The following is a 15,985-nucleotide window of genomic DNA, read 5'->3' as shown; positions in this document are numbered from 1 at the left end:
TATAAAAAAGCCCCAAAGTTGCTGACAACTTTGGGGCTTTTGCTTTTAGACTGATTATACTAGCTTCCGTTATCTGAGCTATCTGAGTTATCTGAACTATCTAGGTTATCAGTACCAGACTCTATTTTTTCGGCTTGCGTGGGTTTTTTATGATCAGTCTTAGGCTTACGACTACGTGCCTTTGGTACTTTAGGAGTCGTTAAATTAAACATACCCATTTGCGGCAATAATTGCTCAGCCACATTTTCGATCATATTTTTATAACTGGCTATGGTCGTTTTTGACTTGTTTACCTGACTGTCCTCTTTGGCAGATTCCTCTACTAGCGACTGATCAGTTTGAGGTTGTTCCGCTTGTACAACGTCATCCGCCTCAGCTGTCACGTCGTAATCTTGATCAAGATGTAGCTGTTTCTCGCTATCAGCACTGATATCATCTGCCTGCGCCTCACTGGCTAGTGCAGTCGCTTCAACATCATGAGCATCGATTTTATGAACTGTTTCAACAGAGTCTTGATGCTGAGCATTATCTTGACTGCGTGGCTCATTTTGCTCTGCAGGCACATCTGCACTACTCACCTCGTCACTAGGAACATTTAATACAGCCTGCTCCTGTTGCGGCTCTTGATAGTCAGAATGCTGACCACGGGGATCATTGCCAGCGCGTTTGCTAATCGCACGCGGTTCAACGGCTGTTTTACCTTGCACTGCGGCAAATTGGCTGACGGCTTGAGTCATCACCTCAAAGCGTGACAGATAATCAGCTGTCAGTGGCTGATAGCCATAGTTGCTAAAGTTGAAGTGACTTAAATTGACATAGCTGGAGTCAGCGTTATTGTTATCAGCTTCGTCATTTTTAGCATTATTACTATCAACAGCAGCGTTATCAGCTGTAGATTGAGCTTGTGATGTGTGCAGCGCAATAGCAGCGATGAAACAGTTAATCACACCCTCATCTGTCAAGCGCGCTTGCGCCTCTGGTAAGGTCGCATGAATAAACTCACCAACCGTACCGCGAATAGCTGGTACATTTACCACTGCTTGCTGACCTGCTGATACCACTGGTGTCGCTTGTGGTTGAGTCTGCTGGCTACGTACAACACGTGGGTCATTACTGGCTTGACCGAACTTATTAGCCGTCACATAATGTTCAGAAAATAAGGCCTCATGAGTAAGCTCAAGCGGGGCGCTACTATCGACGTTATTGGCTGCCGGGCTATTGATAGTATTGATAGCATCATCAGTAGCAATGACCTCAACCGTATTATTATCGCTAGTCTGACGACTTTCAGGAACAGCTGGTAGCGTCTCTGCTTGAGCTGCTACTGGACTTGGGCTCTCAGTACCAGTATCAGTATCAGTATCAGACATTGGTTGCTCAGCTACAATCGGTTTGCTGTCCGTAACTTGACTGTCACTGATTTTACTGTCTTCAGAAACGCTAGACGGTGCTGCATCTTTAGTAACGTCGTCCTTCGTCGCTTCAACCCTATCATTATCAACTTGAGTGCTTTCAGCTTGAGTGATGACAGCCTGCGAGCTACCGACAGTTTTGCTATCCGTATCGGCTTGCTGCTGATCAGTATTTTGTTGATCAGTGCTTTGCTGGCCGGCTTTATTAGCTTCTAGTGCAGCACTTTCTGCTAGAGCATTTTCTGCTAGAGCACTGTCGACGCTTTGCGTGGCAGTACTTTGCTTGTCAACGACTTGTTTCCCAGCTGAGTGGCGCGACGCCTGTCCAGACTTACTATCATCTAAGGATAAATGTACCACTTCTGGTGGCTTGAGTTTGGCGGACGCTTCGCTGACCTGCAACGTCACTTCATTAGGGTCTTGGTTGCGGCGAGCGCTAGGCTGGCTTTTGCTGCTGGTAGCCTCAGTAGTCGCTAGTTGTGCACCTTGCTTAGCATTAGCATCAGCGGTTAAGGTCTCACCACGCTCAAGTTGGCCACGTGAGCTACGTTGACTGTGCGGCTTACGCTTAGCACGGGTTTGCTCTTCGCTCGAACTGCTGTCTTGCTGATTGGCGTCATTACGGGCTGCACTGTTACGATCAGAGTCGTTGCGCGCGCTCTCGTCACTACTACGTCCATTGTCTTGACGATTGTTACGGTTGCGATCGCTATTGCGTCTGTTGTCAGGCTGACGATTAGCGTTGCTGTCCGACTGTTTATTACTGTTACTACTAGCGTTACTGCTATCTATCTTATTGTCACTTTCTGCTTTATTGTCGGTATCGCTGCTATCACTACTAGCCGTCTCATCGCGCTGATCTCTTCTTTGATGCGGTTTAGAAGATCTTGACTTGCGTGGCTTGCGTCTTCTTCTATCATCGTCATTGCTGTTGTCATCAGGATTACTACTGTCGACGTTACTGTTGCCAGTACTACTGCTACTAATGTTACTACTGTTGTCATTAGTAGTGTTATTACCGCGCGCTTGCTGACGATTAGCATTGCTATCTGACTGTTTACTATCTGACTGTTTATTGCCATTAGGCTGGCTGGTCTGTGGTGCTGATGAACTCTGAGCACTGCTCAACGCATTGCTATCGACTTGACCAAACGAGCCCAAGCTTTGTGCGCCAGTATTGACTAGTGCCTCGATGGCTTCAGCGGCATCACGACTACTGACGCTATGCGCTGTTTGTGCTTGCGGTGCTTGAGCAAATAGATTGGACAGCCAAGCGACGGCTTGTGGCTTGGCGGCAGTGTCTAAGATAGCGGCCTGAGCCGCGACAGGAGCAGCATTTTGCGCCTGATTGCTTTGCGCCTGATTAGTTTGAGCTTGGTTATTTTGTGCTTGGTTATTTTGTGCGTTACTGTTTTGTACTGTACGGTTTGTCGAGTTCTGCTCATTCGCATTGTTATGGTTGCGTTGGTCATTGCTACCAGGAGTAGGGTGCTGATTAGCCGTTTGACCGTTATTGCTTTGGCCGTTATTGCTTTGGCTGTTGGTATTTTGGCTGTTGGTATTTTGGCCATTAGTACCTTGGTTATTAGTACTTTGGTTATCATTTTGATTGTTATTTGGCTGCGGTGCTCGGCTGCTCTGCTGGCCAGTTGACCGACTATTTTCAGTATCCGATACTTGACGTGGTTGGCGGGTCGGCTGCTGTTCAGGGCGTTCTTTTTCCGCAGTTTGCCAGTCAACGTTATAGCCAAGATCACTGTGCTCTTGTTGCTGAGTGTCGGTAATACGTTCATAACTGGTCGGGGCAAAACCATCACGGTTAAAGTGCAGCTTAAAGTTAGGCGACTCCAAATGCGCATGCGGTAAGATCGTGATGCGGGTACCACTGTCTTGTTCGAGGTAGACTAGACTGTCACGTTTTTCGTTCAACAAGAATGCTGCAATGTCAGTAGGCACTTCGGCCTGTACTTCACCTTGGCGCTCTTTTAGGGCAATTTGTTCAATCTGGCGCATAATGGATAGCGATAATGAACGCAAATCACGAATCATACCGTTGCCATGGCAACGTGGGCAAATATAGCCAGTCGATTCTTCTAATGATGGGCGCAGACGCTGACGGCTCATCTCCATCAAACCAAATTTAGAGATATCCCCAAACTGGACGCGCGCACGATCATATTTAGTTGCATCAATCAGGCGTTTTTCGACTTCTTTTTGGTGCTTGTTGTCATTCATGTCAATAAAGTCAATGACAATCAGGCCGCCCATATCACGCAGGCGCAGCTGGCGTGCGATTTCATCAGCCGCTTCTAGGTTGGTATGATAAGCGGTCTCGGCAACGTCTGAGCCTTTAGTCGATTTAGCAGAGTTGATGTCGATAGAGACTAATGCTTCGGTTTGGTCAATAACGATCGAGCCACCTGAGGGCAGACGTACTTCACGCTGATAAGCAGTTTCGATTTGTTTTTCAATATTAAAGCGCGAAAACATGGGCTCATAGTCGGTATATTTACGCAGCTTTTCCGCTTGGGTTGGCATTACCGCGTCAATGAAACCAGCGGCTTCAATATAAGCGTTTTCGTTATCAATCCAAATCTCAGCGATGTCATCACGTAGGTAATCACGTACCGCGCGCGTGACAACGCCTGCTTCTTGATGCACTAAACGTGGCGATGGGTATTTTTGATTTTGTTCTTGAATGGCTTGCCAGATATTAAGCAAATGGTTCAAATCGTGCTGCAAGTCTTCTTGAGTTTTACCGATACCTGCCGTGCGAATGATAACACTCATACCTTTCGCTAAATCTAGATTACTCAGCATACGCTTCATATCTTCACGAAGTTTGCCAGAGATTTGACGTGAAATACCACCACCACGAGGGTTGTTGGGCATTAATACTAGGTAACGGCCGGCCAAAGAGACGTAAGTTGACAGAGCAGCGCCTTTATTACCACGCTCTTCTTTTTCGACTTGGACGATAAGTTCATCGCCTTCTTTGATCAGTTTTTTGATATTTTCGTCGCGTGGATTACCACTGAGATATTCAGCAGAAATTTCACGAATAGGTAAGAAGCCTTGGCGCTGTGAGCCATATTCGACAAATACTGCTTCAAGCGAAGGTTCGACCCGAGTGACATGGCCTTTATAAATATTAGATTTTTTCTGCTCACGAGTACGGTTTTCTAAATCAAAATCGTACAGGTGATTGCCTTTACATAAGGCGACACGAATTTCTTCGTTTTGAGTGGCGTTGATTAAAATGCGTTTCATAATAGTATCCTATGAGTACGCATAACAACGACAAGACTGTTTTCGTGGCAGCAGCAAGCAGGGCTAATATTAAGATTAGCTGTAGATATTAGAAGCGATTTAAAAGGTAATAAATAAACTAAAATGGCTATTTTATAATGGTTCGTTTGTGTGACGGTTACTCATTATTTTTAACCTATAACTGTCAACCTAAATTCGTTGTTGAGACTGTTCAATGAGACCAGACAGTTTGTAAGGCTGCGATGGCTTAGTTCATATTTGTCATAAGGACAAAAAACGGGTTAGGTATAAAACCTAAGCGTTAAATAATTGTCTCTCAATACTCATAGCTCAAGTAGCAAGCCAATATTTTAAACTTATCTTTGATATAAGTTGTAAGCCTATATTAGAGGTAAGGCCTGCTTTTATTGCTAAGACAGGGTGGCAATATCAAGGTCTTTATAACGCTGGCGCTATAAAAATTATTACATAGCCAAAATGAGCAAACAAATTATCATTGGTCCAGGTTAACTTATTTAGGTTTAGCCTCTTTATCTATCGTTCTATCTTTTAAATATCATTAATACCAGTGTAAGCTGTAGTTAGGGTGTTGCTGCGCTGTCATTCAACGGGGCGTACTTGGCAAACAGGATAAGTAACCGGCTTATTAGCACGGCATCGTGGCACTTATCTAATATCGTGTCACTTATCTAAAAGTCATTCAAATATCATTATCTGTTTGGCCGCCAATTTCAGGCAACGGTACATTCCTAACATCAAGCTATCATCACTTGCTCAACTGCGCTTGCCAATTAACGTTGCAAAAAATATGCAAATCAAGTCGTGGTCATGCGCTAAATGAGTAATTTGTATGTTGTTATCGCTTGATAAATGGACATTTTGTTCATGTTATTCATACGATTATCTGTGGTATAAATACCAGTTGTTAGGCTTTATGCTATATTTTATCAGACATTTTGCCTTAAAAATTAGATGAAACGTACAATCTAGCATGGTATATAGTATTTACCTCGTTACTAGCAAGTAGTAAAGATGGCAAGGGGCTACTTGAAACAATGAGGATTATTGCCGCAACCTATGCGCAATTGGCGCTCAACATGCTAAACTATAGCAAATCTTTGTGTAAATACCTAACTAAAAATGACAAACTCTAAAACGATTACCGACGCACCCGTCCATGAAGCCCCTGGCATCTTTAATAGTAAAACCCGTCCGCAAAGCGCTGACGATGAGATAAGTAACTTCGAAAAAGTTAATTATCTTGAAGTGACCCGTCATCAGCACGATCAGCGAGTGGATAACTTCTTACTTAATCGCTTAAAAGGCTTACCGAAACCGCATATTTATAAGATGATTCGCTCAGATGAGATTCGAGTCAATAACAAGCGCTGCAAAGCCCATGACAGATTGCATCGTGAAGATGTTGTGCGGATTGCCCCTGTAAAGTTAGCCACCCGTGATAAGCCGATTATCAGTACTGAGTTTGCCAAAAGCTTACTGGCGCGCGTGGTCTATGAGGATGATGGATTGATCGTATTAAATAAGCCTTCAGGCATCGCCGTACATGGCGGTAGTGGACTTGACTTTGGTGTTATTGAAGCCATGCGTGAAGTGACGAATAAAAAATACTTAGAACTGATCCACCGTATTGATAAAGACACCTCAGGGTTGCTCATGATCTCTAAAAAGCGCTCGACGCTCAAAAGCTTACAACAGCATCTTATCGATAGAACTATCCAAAAGCATTATTTGTGCCTAATAAAAGGGCAGCCGGCAATGAACGAGCAGCGTATTGATGCGCCGTTACTGCGCTATACAGTCGCTAGTGGTGAGCGCCGGGTCAAAGTTGATCCTCAAGACTCGCAAGCTAAAGAAAGCCAAACCGATATTGTGGTACATGGCCGGTTTATGGTTGCCAGTCAGCCGGTAAGTCTGGTAGAAGCCAAGCCTTTGACTGGACGCACCCATCAAATCCGGGTGCATCTCGCACATATCGGTCACGCCATTTTGGGTGATAATAAATATAATGTCCATGACAAATCAGGTGTCCATCGTCTGTGCCTACACGCATGGCGCTTGGATATTCCAGGTTATGAGCCGATTATTGCACCGCTACCAGAAGATATCGCCGCCTTGTTGCCAGCAGACGTTGAGCTGCCAAAAGTATAAGCCGCTTGTTTTAGGGTTTTAGCAGTGATTGTTTCAGCCGTTACTGCTATGCAAGAGTTATTGTGAAAACATCATAGCTTGAGGTTAATATATGAGTCAGTCAAACGTCAATAGCTCAGTTAAGTCAGAGGTTGCCACAGAGTTATCGTCTATGGAAACTATGAATATCTTAGCCGATAAAACACTGATCATCTTTGATTGGGATGGCACGCTAATGGACTCCATAGGCTTGATCGTTGAGTCTATGCATATTGCTGGAGAAGCGCATGGTTTTCATACCACTGACCAAGCGGTAAAAGACATTATTGGTCTCAGTCTGCTGACAGGGATCGATATTTTATATCCGGATGCTACTGATGAGCAAAAGCTAGCGATTCAGCACAGCTACAGCGACTACTATATTCCTAATAGCCATCGCACGCCGCTCTTTATTCATATAGAAGAAATGCTACAGACTTTGCAAAATCAAGGCAAGCAGCTGGCAGTGGCAACGGGTAAAAAACGACGAGGACTCGATCGGGTATTGGATGCGTCTGATAGCCATCACTATTTCTCGGTAACCCGCTGCGCTGATGAGTCAGAGTCTAAACCCGATCCACAGATGCTTAATGATATTTTGAAGCAGACGCAAAAGCAGATAGCTGATGCGGTATTTATCGGTGACAGTATCTATGATATTCAGATGGCAAATAAGCTGGGTATGACCAGTATCGCGGTTGATTATGGTACGGCAACTCACGAAGATCTAGCCGCGCAGCATCCTACTTATCAAGTGGATACGCCGCAAGGTTTATGCAATTTATTGTGTATTCAATAGACAATACGCGACCAAAAATGTAGTCAGTAAAATTTAGCAAACGAAAAAGGGCGGTATCGCTAATCGACTATTAGCGATACCGCCCTTTTTCGTTTGCTTATTCTGCGTCTTTTGGTTCATTGCCCGCTTGCTGACTGGTTTCTTGCTCAGCACTTTCTGTTTCAACACTGTCTGTTTCAACGATGTCTGTTTCAACGATGTCTGCTTCAGTACTGTCTATGCTATGACTGTCTTGAGCTATACCGTCTTGCTCGATATAGTATTGCTCGTTAACAGCGGGTTTAGTGACTTTTTCTTCACCAAGTTTATATTGGTACCAATTTCCCATCACGCCAGCCAGCTCATCAAGACCTTCTTTTCTAAGCGCCGAAAATAGTTGAATGGTACAGTCTAGCCCTAATTTTTTCAGAGCTTGGCGAGTATTGAGTAGCGCATTTTTAGAGGCGCCATATTTGAGCTTATCCGCTTTGGTTAGCAAGATATGTACGGGTAGATTGCCAGCTTTTGCCCAAAATAGCATTTGCTCATCAAAGAACTTTAATGGATGGCGTATATCGGTCATTAATACCAGACCTGCCAAACTTGAGCGTGATACCAAGTATTCTTCTAATTCCACTTGCCATTCTTTTTTCATCTCAAGCGGTACGGCAGCGTAGCCGTAGCCTGGCAAATCGACCAGCCGCCTATCGGTATCGCCAATATTGAAAAAGTTAATCATCTGCGTGCGTCCGGGGGTCTTGGACGAACGAGCCAACTGTCGCTGATTGGTCAGGGCGTTGATTGCTGATGACTTACCCGCATTTGAACGACCTGCAAATGCCACTTCCAATCCCTCGTCAGGTGGACAGAGACGGAAAGTAGGCGCCGAAGTCATAAACTCAGTTTGTTGTATGCGTTGACGGGCTTTGGTGTTAAACGCCGCATGTTCAGCGGCGACATCTTTAAACGGGGTACTCATAAATGACTCGTTAACATTCAAAAATTAAAAATAAAGTTAAATATAGTAGCGAAGGGCCTTAAGTAAAAATGCCCTAAATAAAAAGGATCTTAAATACAGAGGTCCTAAATAAAAAAATATTAAAGAGTTGTTTTAGACAGATACAGTATGAGAGGTTTGCGGTCAAAGAAGTGACCGTTTAAAACCACTCACAGTGTCATACTATTACTTATCTTCGCTATTGCAATACCTGCTACTAACATCATATTAGTGATAGCATAACACTAAAATGTACAGTCGCTTAGCAAAAGTTACGGGCTTAATTAGGATGTTTTACCAAAGCTAAACCTGATTCGTCTGTATTAATATGATATATATTGTTACAATATTGGTTATACGAATGGAAGGAGGTGTCTTATGCATTTAATCACCATACTTTTCGCCAAAACAGGTCGCGCTTTGAGCGTTAGTATTGCCGCGTTGGTCATCAGTGCGGCAACGATCAGCAGTGTTGCCGCCGCTGACATTCCGACCATTTATAATGATGCTTGTGCCGCTTGTCACGATAGTGGCGCGCTAGGTGCCCTCAAAAAAGGCGACGCCAGATGGCAACAGCTCATACAGCAAAAGGGCATGCCCGCATTGGTTCAATCTGTTAAAGGTGGCATGATTCAAATGCCAGCAGGTGGATTATGTGACAATTGCAGCGATGAAGATTATCGCAAGCTAATCAATTATATGAGTCAGTGATAAGTATGAGTAAAATCAGCAAATAAAAGCGTGAATAGATAGGGTAAAGCGCAGGTTTCACTAACTTTATGCGCTTTTTGTTTTTTTGCAGGGCACGCTACCGTATGGCCAGTAGAAAAATCTCTAGAGGCTACGATTAACTGGGCAAATATCTCAAAGTCTTGCTATAATAATTGAAAATAAACCCTGATATTAGTAAGTACTTTCGGGTTGCTTGTGGTAAAGACCTCAAAATATATGGGTTACCTCGCTATACAGTAGGTTGACGCATATCGAGTGTCTTGTTAAGACAATCACTCTAAATAATGCTTACGTCGAGCCAGTAGGATCTGTATCAATGAAAAAGTTAATTGCTGCCGCCAGCTTATGTGTTGCCAGTTTCAGCGTACAAGCTGCTATGACTGTTCCTGAGTATGACGTTACTGCAGGTAAAAAAATCGTAGAAATGCAATGTGCCGCCTGTCATGGTGTCGACGGTGTGAGCGTGGTTCCTTCGCAGCCTAATCTTGGCGGTCAAAACATTAAGTACGTATATAAACAATTGGTCAACTTCAAGGCAGGCTACCGCAAAAACGGTATGATGCAGGCGCAGGTGGCTAATTTATCCCAGCAAGACTTAGCCGACGTGGCAGGTTACTATTCTGAACAGGCGCCTTGGGGCGTCGGTTTTGGTAATCCGGCGACTGCCGCAGAGGCCTCTAAGTTGTTCTTAGGTGGTGATAAGTCACGTAATGTGATTGGTTGCGCTGGCTGTCATGGCCCAGATGCCGCAGGCAATATCTGGGCTGCGTTTCCGCGTCTAGGTGGACAGCATACTCTGTACATCTCAACCCAGCTCAAATTGTTCCGTGCTGCGGGCCGTAACGATGATATCGATAGTGAAGATCAAAAACGCGTCAACGATGCCGGTAAAGAAGGCGAAATGGGTATGATGCAAACTGTAGCGTCAAGATTATCAGATCGTGATATTCGTATTTTGGCGGACTACGTGAGCGCCATACACTAATTAATTACGCTTTAATGATCGTCACAAAGCACCATTATCTAGATGTCCTTGATCATAGCTCAGTCATTACTTAGTCACTAAACCCCGATTTCGGGGTTTTTTTATAGCTGCAGGTCCCCTATAGTATAGATAGTGATATAAGTTCTAGTTGTTATGACGGGTATCAACGATAGGGGCTATCATTTGCTGTTTTTATTATTAACGTTATTCACTTTTGCTCGTTTGGATTGAGATTATGATGATCCGCTATGCCTCTTATTTTATCGCTACGCTTCTGCCACTATTGCTATTTAGATGGTTTGCACCGGCTTCAATCGGTGAGATTGATTTTTGGTTACTGTGGTTGTTAGCTATGGTGCTGGTATCGTTACCAGTAGTCTATGCTGAGATAGCACTAGCATACCGTAGTACTGAAGCGCCGATGGCAGGCATGCAAAAACTCACTCGCGAGGCAGATGTGAGTCCATTATGGCGTAGTTTTGGTTGGTTGGCAGCGATAGTATCTATCCTCATTGCCGCGCTAGTGATATCAGGTGCCAGTAATGGCATATTGTCTGCACTCACTGAGCTTGATAGTGCGCCGGCTGTGCCAAGCTTTGCCGTTGCTGGTGGCTTAATGGTCATTGCTTTGCTGTTAAGCTTATTGGGTGTGGCACCGTTGCCGATTGGCTTAGGCTTGATGATCGTAGGCTTGATAGTGGGTGTCGTAAACGGTTTACCGCAGATTAATTTTGCCATGACCAATATTAGTTTGAGTGAATGGGGACGTGCAGTCGCCTTAGCACTAGTCAGTGTTGGCGCAGGTACAGGACTGTATTGGTTCGGTCAGCATCTAGTGACCAAGCAGACCATAACAGCAGTAGAACCGGACCACTATAATACCTCGCCATCTCGTGCGCCAAGTGGTTCTAATGCTTATCGCGCCACTAAGTTGGTGCTACCCATTTGGATATTACAGTTGGTGGTAGGCGTTATCGCCTTATTAATTAGTGGTTTGAGTCTGCCTCCTATCGGTCAGCTACTATATTGGGTAGGGGTATTATTCGTCGCCAGCTACCTGCTTCACTATGGCGCTCAGCAGTTGGCGCATAAATTTGGACTGTTGGTCAGCTTAGTGATGACCTTAGGCATAGGGCTGCTATTAGTGATTGCGATACCGACCACTTGGCTGGTTGGGTTATTGGTCGTTATCAGCAGTGTGGCTGTGCTATTATTATCTGTTTTTGCCGGCTGGCGCATGAAAGTTAGCCATTTGCGCAAGTCTTTAAACTTTGGCAACGAAGCGTTATATAATTTGTGGCGAATAGCAATCCGGCTAATCGTACCATTAGCGTTGATTTTAGCCTTGATAGGTTGGATTATTCAATGGTTAAGCTAGTGGCTGGTGATACTGATACGGTGGTTAGTAGTGATAATGAAAACATCGAGCCGAAATCTCAGCAGGTAGAATTAATTACCGTATATTTAGCTTATGCTGAAGACGCGCAGCGCCAACATTATTTAACCTTACAAGTAAGTCATGGGGCAACGCTATACGAGACATTGGTGCAAGCGGGCTGGTTGGTTCAGTTTACAGCGTTAGCATTATGGTGTGAGCAAGTGGCGAATATCACTACGCCAACTGCCAAACTATGGCACGTAGGCATCTATGCACAAAAGCAGCCGCTCAACTATCAGCTACAGCCCTTTGACCGTATTGAAGTTTATCGTAGCTTGAGCGCTGATCCGATGTCTCAGCGCAAAAGTAAATCAGGTGGTTAACGGTTAAGCATATCTGTTGTTGACACTTATGAGGCTGGTAAGGTCTCAACCCCTTCAATTCGATTGACTATACCTTGGTCGTCAAAGTAAACAATGAGATGTTGGCTGGCATCTTTGACATCAGCAATGCCTTTACGACGACCTTCTGTTCCTGCTTGGTAATCATAAATGTAATCCCAGCGATTGGGTTTTAGAGTGTCTCTAATCGCAGGGCTACCAAGAATATAAAGCACTTGGTTTTGGTTCATACCTACTTTTACAGTTTTTGCTTGTGTTTGAGTAATAGGGGTCCCTTGCGGCAATTCAATCTTATACACACTCAGGAACGAGCAGCCAGACATGGCAAGGGTGGCGCTAAACATACCGGTAATGACCAGCTTACGTAATGCGCTTGAACCGTTTAGCGGACGACGATTAAGCGGACGAAAAGTTAATGGCTTTATCATGATAAGATGACTCATAAAAAATGGGTTGGGTGCGGTTAAGTGCATTTGATGCTAGTTTTACCGGCAATCGCCGATAAATCATACGTCATTTACTTGCAATTGCCTACCACTTACGACATTATTTACTAGACTCTATCCGAGGTATCTGGTTCTATATAGTTCCTGTTCATAAACTTGCGATAAAATCCATAGAGAAGGGCATGCTATAAATGAGCCCAAGACCATTCGTTTAGACATTATTTTAATTCCTAACAATCAGTAAATGACAACCCACAACGATTATTTACCTCATATTTTTTTAAGTTTTTATGTGCTAAGACTTTGACAGTCAGGAGGGATATTATGGCTTCTTTTACCAATCAAGATTTACGTAAAGCGGGATTAAAAGTAACGTTACCGCGCATCAAGATTTTAGAGCTGCTGGAACGAGCAGAGCTTCATCATATGAGCGCAGAAGAAGTGTACAAGGCGTTAATTGAACAAGGCGAAGACGTGGGTTTGGCGACCGTTTATCGTGTGCTGACCCAGTTTGAACAAGCGGGTATCGTTGAGCGTCATAACTTTGAAAACAACCTGTCAGTGTTTGAGATTGCTCAAGAAGAGCATCATGATCATTTAGTTTGTGATGTTTGTGGCAAAATCATTGAATTTCATAACGAAATTATTGAAGAAGAGCAAATTAAAGTCGCAAAAGAACATGGTTTTAAACTCTCTGGGCATTCATTAGTGCTCTTTGGTATTTGTAACAAGCAAGAATGCCGAGACAGTGCCAGGTAGTGTGTCAGTATGACTAATAAATAAAAAACGGCCCTCGCTATGAGGGCCGTTTTTTATTGTTGTTTTTTGTTCTTAGATTATAATACCTATAGTCAATGAAAAGTAATATCGATACATAACCTACTGCTGGCATAAGCTTTTCTTACTTGCTGTGCCTACGCAGACAGAGGCTACAAAAAGCTTATACCAGCAGTACCGTCGCGTTTTTAAGGTATTTTAACTATATATAAATAATCGATTTCAGTGAGCTTAACTGAGCAATAAATCATACCTAGGTAGTATTTAACGATAAGCTATCAGCACCTTCATTTAAATCAGTCGTCGTATTTTTACCACTTAGCTTAATCTTTAGGCGCAAATCGTTAGGAGAGTCGGCATGCGTAATCGCCGCTTGATAAGTGATCTCGCCGTTTTCGTATAAATCAAAGAGTGCTTGATCAAAAGTTTGCATACCGCTATCACGAGAGCGGGTCATGATTTCTTTAATGTCATGAATCTCACCCTTGCGAATGTAATCACTAATCAGCTGTGAGTTTAATAAAATCTCAATAGCGGCGCGGCGACTCTTGCCATCGGGGGTTGGAATAAGTTGCTGGGCAACAATGGCCTGTAGGTTCAGCGACAAATCCATAAACAACTGATTGTGTCGGTCGGTCTCAAAAAAGTGAGTAATGCGGTCGATAGCTTGGTTGGCATTGTTCGCGTGTAAAGTGGCGAATACTAAATGTCCCGTTTCTGCATATTGAATGGCATAGCTCATAACCTCACGGCTGCGAATCTCGCCGATTAAGATGACATCTGGTGCTTGGCGCAGGGTATTTCTCAACCCGGCTTCAAACGATAAGGTGTCAATACCCACCTCACGCTGGGTAATAATACAGCCACGGTGCTGATGTATAAACTCAATAGGGTCTTCTATGGTGATAATGTGCCCATGAGAGTTCTGATTGCGATGTCCTACCATCGCCGCAAGCGTGGAAGATTTACCAGTACCGGTTGCGCCGACCAGCAAGATAATACCGCGATTTTTCATTGCCAATTCTTTTAATATGGGCGGCAGCCGTAGCTCCTCGACAGTAGGGATTTTATTTTCGATCTTTCGTAAAATCATCCCTGCCATATCACGCTGCATAAAGGCACTGACCCGAAAACGTGCTTCCTGTGCTTCGTCCATGATCGCAAATTGACACTCATTGGTGTCTGCAAATTCTTGTTGCTGATTTTCTGTCATCACACTTTTGACTAACTTCATGGTCTGATCAGCGGTCAGTGGGGTTTTCCCAACAGCTAAAATCTGCCCATTTATTTTCATCGAAGGCGCCACGTCAGCGGTAATAAATAAATCAGAACCGTTTTTCTTGATCATTAGTTGTAGTAGTTTATCAAAATCCATAGCGTCCCTACTTTCAAAATAAATTGATTAAAAATGGTCTTAAATCATCCTCTAACGATCATTCAGACTAATCATCAAAGAGTGAGGTCATCAAAAGCAAAGGGTATTAAAAATAAAAGTCGTCGACATTCAATAACGATGAACTCGCAGTATTATAAAAATGCCTCTGGCTGTTTAGCATGCGGCCGAGCCACATCCTTACTAATAGTACCCTTGCTTACTAAGTTTTTGAGTGATTGATCAAGGGTAATCATACCTTCACTGGCACCCGTTTGGATAGAGGAGTACATTTGTGCGACCTTGTTTTCACGGATCAAGTTGCGAATCGCCGGTGTACCCAGCATAATTTCATGTGCCGCCACCCGTCCGCCTGTTTGACGGCGCAGTAACGATTGCGAGATAACCGCTTGTAATGACTCAGATAGCATCGCGCGAATCATTTCTTTTTCGGCAGCAGGAAAAACATCAATGACGCGGTCAATAGTTTTAGCCGCCGAGCTGGTGTGCAAGGTGGCAAAGACCAAATGACCAGTCTCAGCCGCTGTCAAGGCGAGCCGAATGGTCTCAAGATCACGTAACTCACCAACCAAGATCACATCAGGATCCTCGCGCAGTGCCGAGCGTAGTGCAGGTTCGAAGCCCAATGTATCACGGTGTACTTCGCGTTGGTTAATAAGGCTTTTTTTGGATTCGTGGACAAACTCGATAGGATCTTCAATGGTTAAGATGTGCTCTTTACGGCTGTCGTTAATGTAGTCAACCATCGCAGCCAGCGTCGTTGATTTACCCGAGCCAGTAGGACCTGTTACCAACACTAAGCCGCGCTTAAAGTCTGAGACTCGCTTAAATACATCACCCATTCCCAGATCGTCTAGGGTCAGAACCTTGGCAGGAATGGTACGAAATACGGCGCCAGCACCACGATTTTGGTTAAAAGCATTGACTCGAAAGCGTGCTAAATTAGGAATCTCAAAAGAAAAATCAGTCTCATAAAACTCTTCAAAGTCAGCGCGTTGCCGATCATTCATGATGTCATATATCAACTGATGCACCACTTTATGGGTCATCATCGGCATATTAATACGGGTCATTTCCCCATCGACCCGAATCATCGCTGGCATCCCTGCTGAAAGGTGTAGATCTGATGCTTTATGCTTGACAGTAAAGCGCAATAGATCTTCGATACTTAGGATACTTTTTGCAGTCATAGTCAGAAATTCCTATCAATCAATAAGGGTAAGATAAAA

11 protein-coding genes and 1 pseudogene are annotated in these 15,985 nt (G+C 44.0%); 7 read left to right on the top strand and 5 right to left on the bottom strand.

Going from position 1 to position 15,985, the window contains the following annotated elements:
* Positions 1–59: 59 nt before the first annotated feature.
* Entirely contained in the window at positions 60–4,682 is a 4,623-nt protein-coding gene (locus tag H4W00_RS00870; protein ID WP_209955548.1) for an Rne/Rng family ribonuclease, read from the bottom strand.
* Positions 4,683–5,822: 1,140 nt separating this feature from the next.
* Between H4W00_RS00870 and H4W00_RS00865 the strand changes: the two genes are divergently transcribed.
* Entirely contained in the window at positions 5,823–6,851 is a 1,029-nt protein-coding gene (locus tag H4W00_RS00865) for an RluA family pseudouridine synthase (RefSeq protein WP_209955546.1), read from the top strand.
* A 151-nt stretch (positions 6,852–7,002) separates the two neighbouring features.
* Positions 7,003–7,668 carry an HAD-IA family hydrolase gene (locus tag H4W00_RS00860; RefSeq protein ID WP_334684981.1) on the top strand — a complete coding sequence of 222 codons (666 nt, stop codon included), beginning with the start codon at positions 7,003–7,005 and terminating at the stop codon, positions 7,666–7,668.
* Positions 7,669–7,983: 315 nt separating this feature from the next.
* Here the strand turns inward: H4W00_RS00860 and yihA are convergent.
* Positions 7,984–8,626 (bottom strand): annotated as a pseudogene (yihA, locus tag H4W00_RS00855) (ribosome biogenesis GTP-binding protein YihA/YsxC); the annotation flags it as partial.
* Positions 8,627–9,022: 396 nt separating this feature from the next.
* Between yihA and H4W00_RS00850 the strand changes: the two are divergent.
* The 4 genes from H4W00_RS00850 to H4W00_RS00835 all read left to right on the top strand — a co-directional run bounded on the left by H4W00_RS00850 (position 9,023) and on the right by H4W00_RS00835 (position 12,122).
* The gene (locus H4W00_RS00850; RefSeq protein WP_209955541.1) at positions 9,023–9,355 is read left to right on the top strand and encodes a c-type cytochrome; all 333 of its coding nucleotides are present in this window, start codon (positions 9,023–9,025) and stop codon (positions 9,353–9,355) included.
* Between the two features lie 337 nt (positions 9,356–9,692).
* Positions 9,693–10,361 carry a c-type cytochrome gene (locus H4W00_RS00845; RefSeq protein ID WP_209955539.1) on the top strand — a complete coding sequence of 223 codons (669 nt, stop codon included), beginning with the start codon at positions 9,693–9,695 and terminating at the stop codon, positions 10,359–10,361.
* 235 nt (positions 10,362–10,596) lie between these two features.
* A complete protein-coding gene (locus H4W00_RS00840; protein ID WP_209955538.1) occupies positions 10,597–11,739 on the top strand; it encodes a hypothetical protein in 1,143 nt (380 codons plus the stop codon).
* Entirely contained in the window at positions 11,727–12,122 is a 396-nt protein-coding gene (locus tag H4W00_RS00835) for an RnfH family protein (RefSeq protein WP_209955536.1), read from the top strand. Before H4W00_RS00840 ends, H4W00_RS00835 begins: the two co-directional genes overlap by 13 nt.
* Before the next feature lie 26 nt (positions 12,123–12,148).
* On the opposite strand, the gene H4W00_RS00830 is transcribed toward H4W00_RS00835, so the two are convergent.
* Positions 12,149–12,583 carry an outer membrane protein assembly factor BamE gene (locus tag H4W00_RS00830; RefSeq protein ID WP_209955534.1) on the bottom strand — a complete coding sequence of 145 codons (435 nt, stop codon included), beginning with the start codon at positions 12,581–12,583 and terminating at the stop codon, positions 12,149–12,151.
* Between the two features lie 327 nt (positions 12,584–12,910).
* Between H4W00_RS00830 and fur the strand changes: the two genes are divergently transcribed.
* On the top strand, positions 12,911–13,345 hold the full coding sequence (fur, locus tag H4W00_RS00825; RefSeq protein WP_209955532.1) for a ferric iron uptake transcriptional regulator: 435 nt from the start codon (positions 12,911–12,913) through the stop codon (positions 13,343–13,345).
* 271 nt (positions 13,346–13,616) lie between these two features.
* Here the strand turns inward: fur and H4W00_RS00820 are convergent, their stop codons facing one another.
* Positions 13,617–14,738 (bottom strand): PilT/PilU family type 4a pilus ATPase, encoded by a 1,122-nt coding sequence (locus H4W00_RS00820; protein WP_209955530.1) that lies wholly within the window; start codon positions 14,736–14,738, stop codon positions 13,617–13,619.
* 152 nt (positions 14,739–14,890) lie between these two features.
* The gene (locus H4W00_RS00815) at positions 14,891–15,946 is read right to left on the bottom strand and encodes a type IV pilus twitching motility protein PilT (protein ID WP_209955527.1); all 1,056 of its coding nucleotides are present in this window, start codon (positions 15,944–15,946) and stop codon (positions 14,891–14,893) included.
* Between the last annotated feature and the right edge of the window lie 39 nt (positions 15,947–15,985).

The sequence above is a fragment of the Psychrobacter sp. PL19 genome, from assembly GCF_017875835.1.
GTDB lineage: Bacteria > Pseudomonadota > Gammaproteobacteria > Pseudomonadales > Moraxellaceae > Psychrobacter.
Note: the sequence above shows the minus strand (reverse complement) of the source record. Positions and strands in the feature narration are given on the sequence as shown.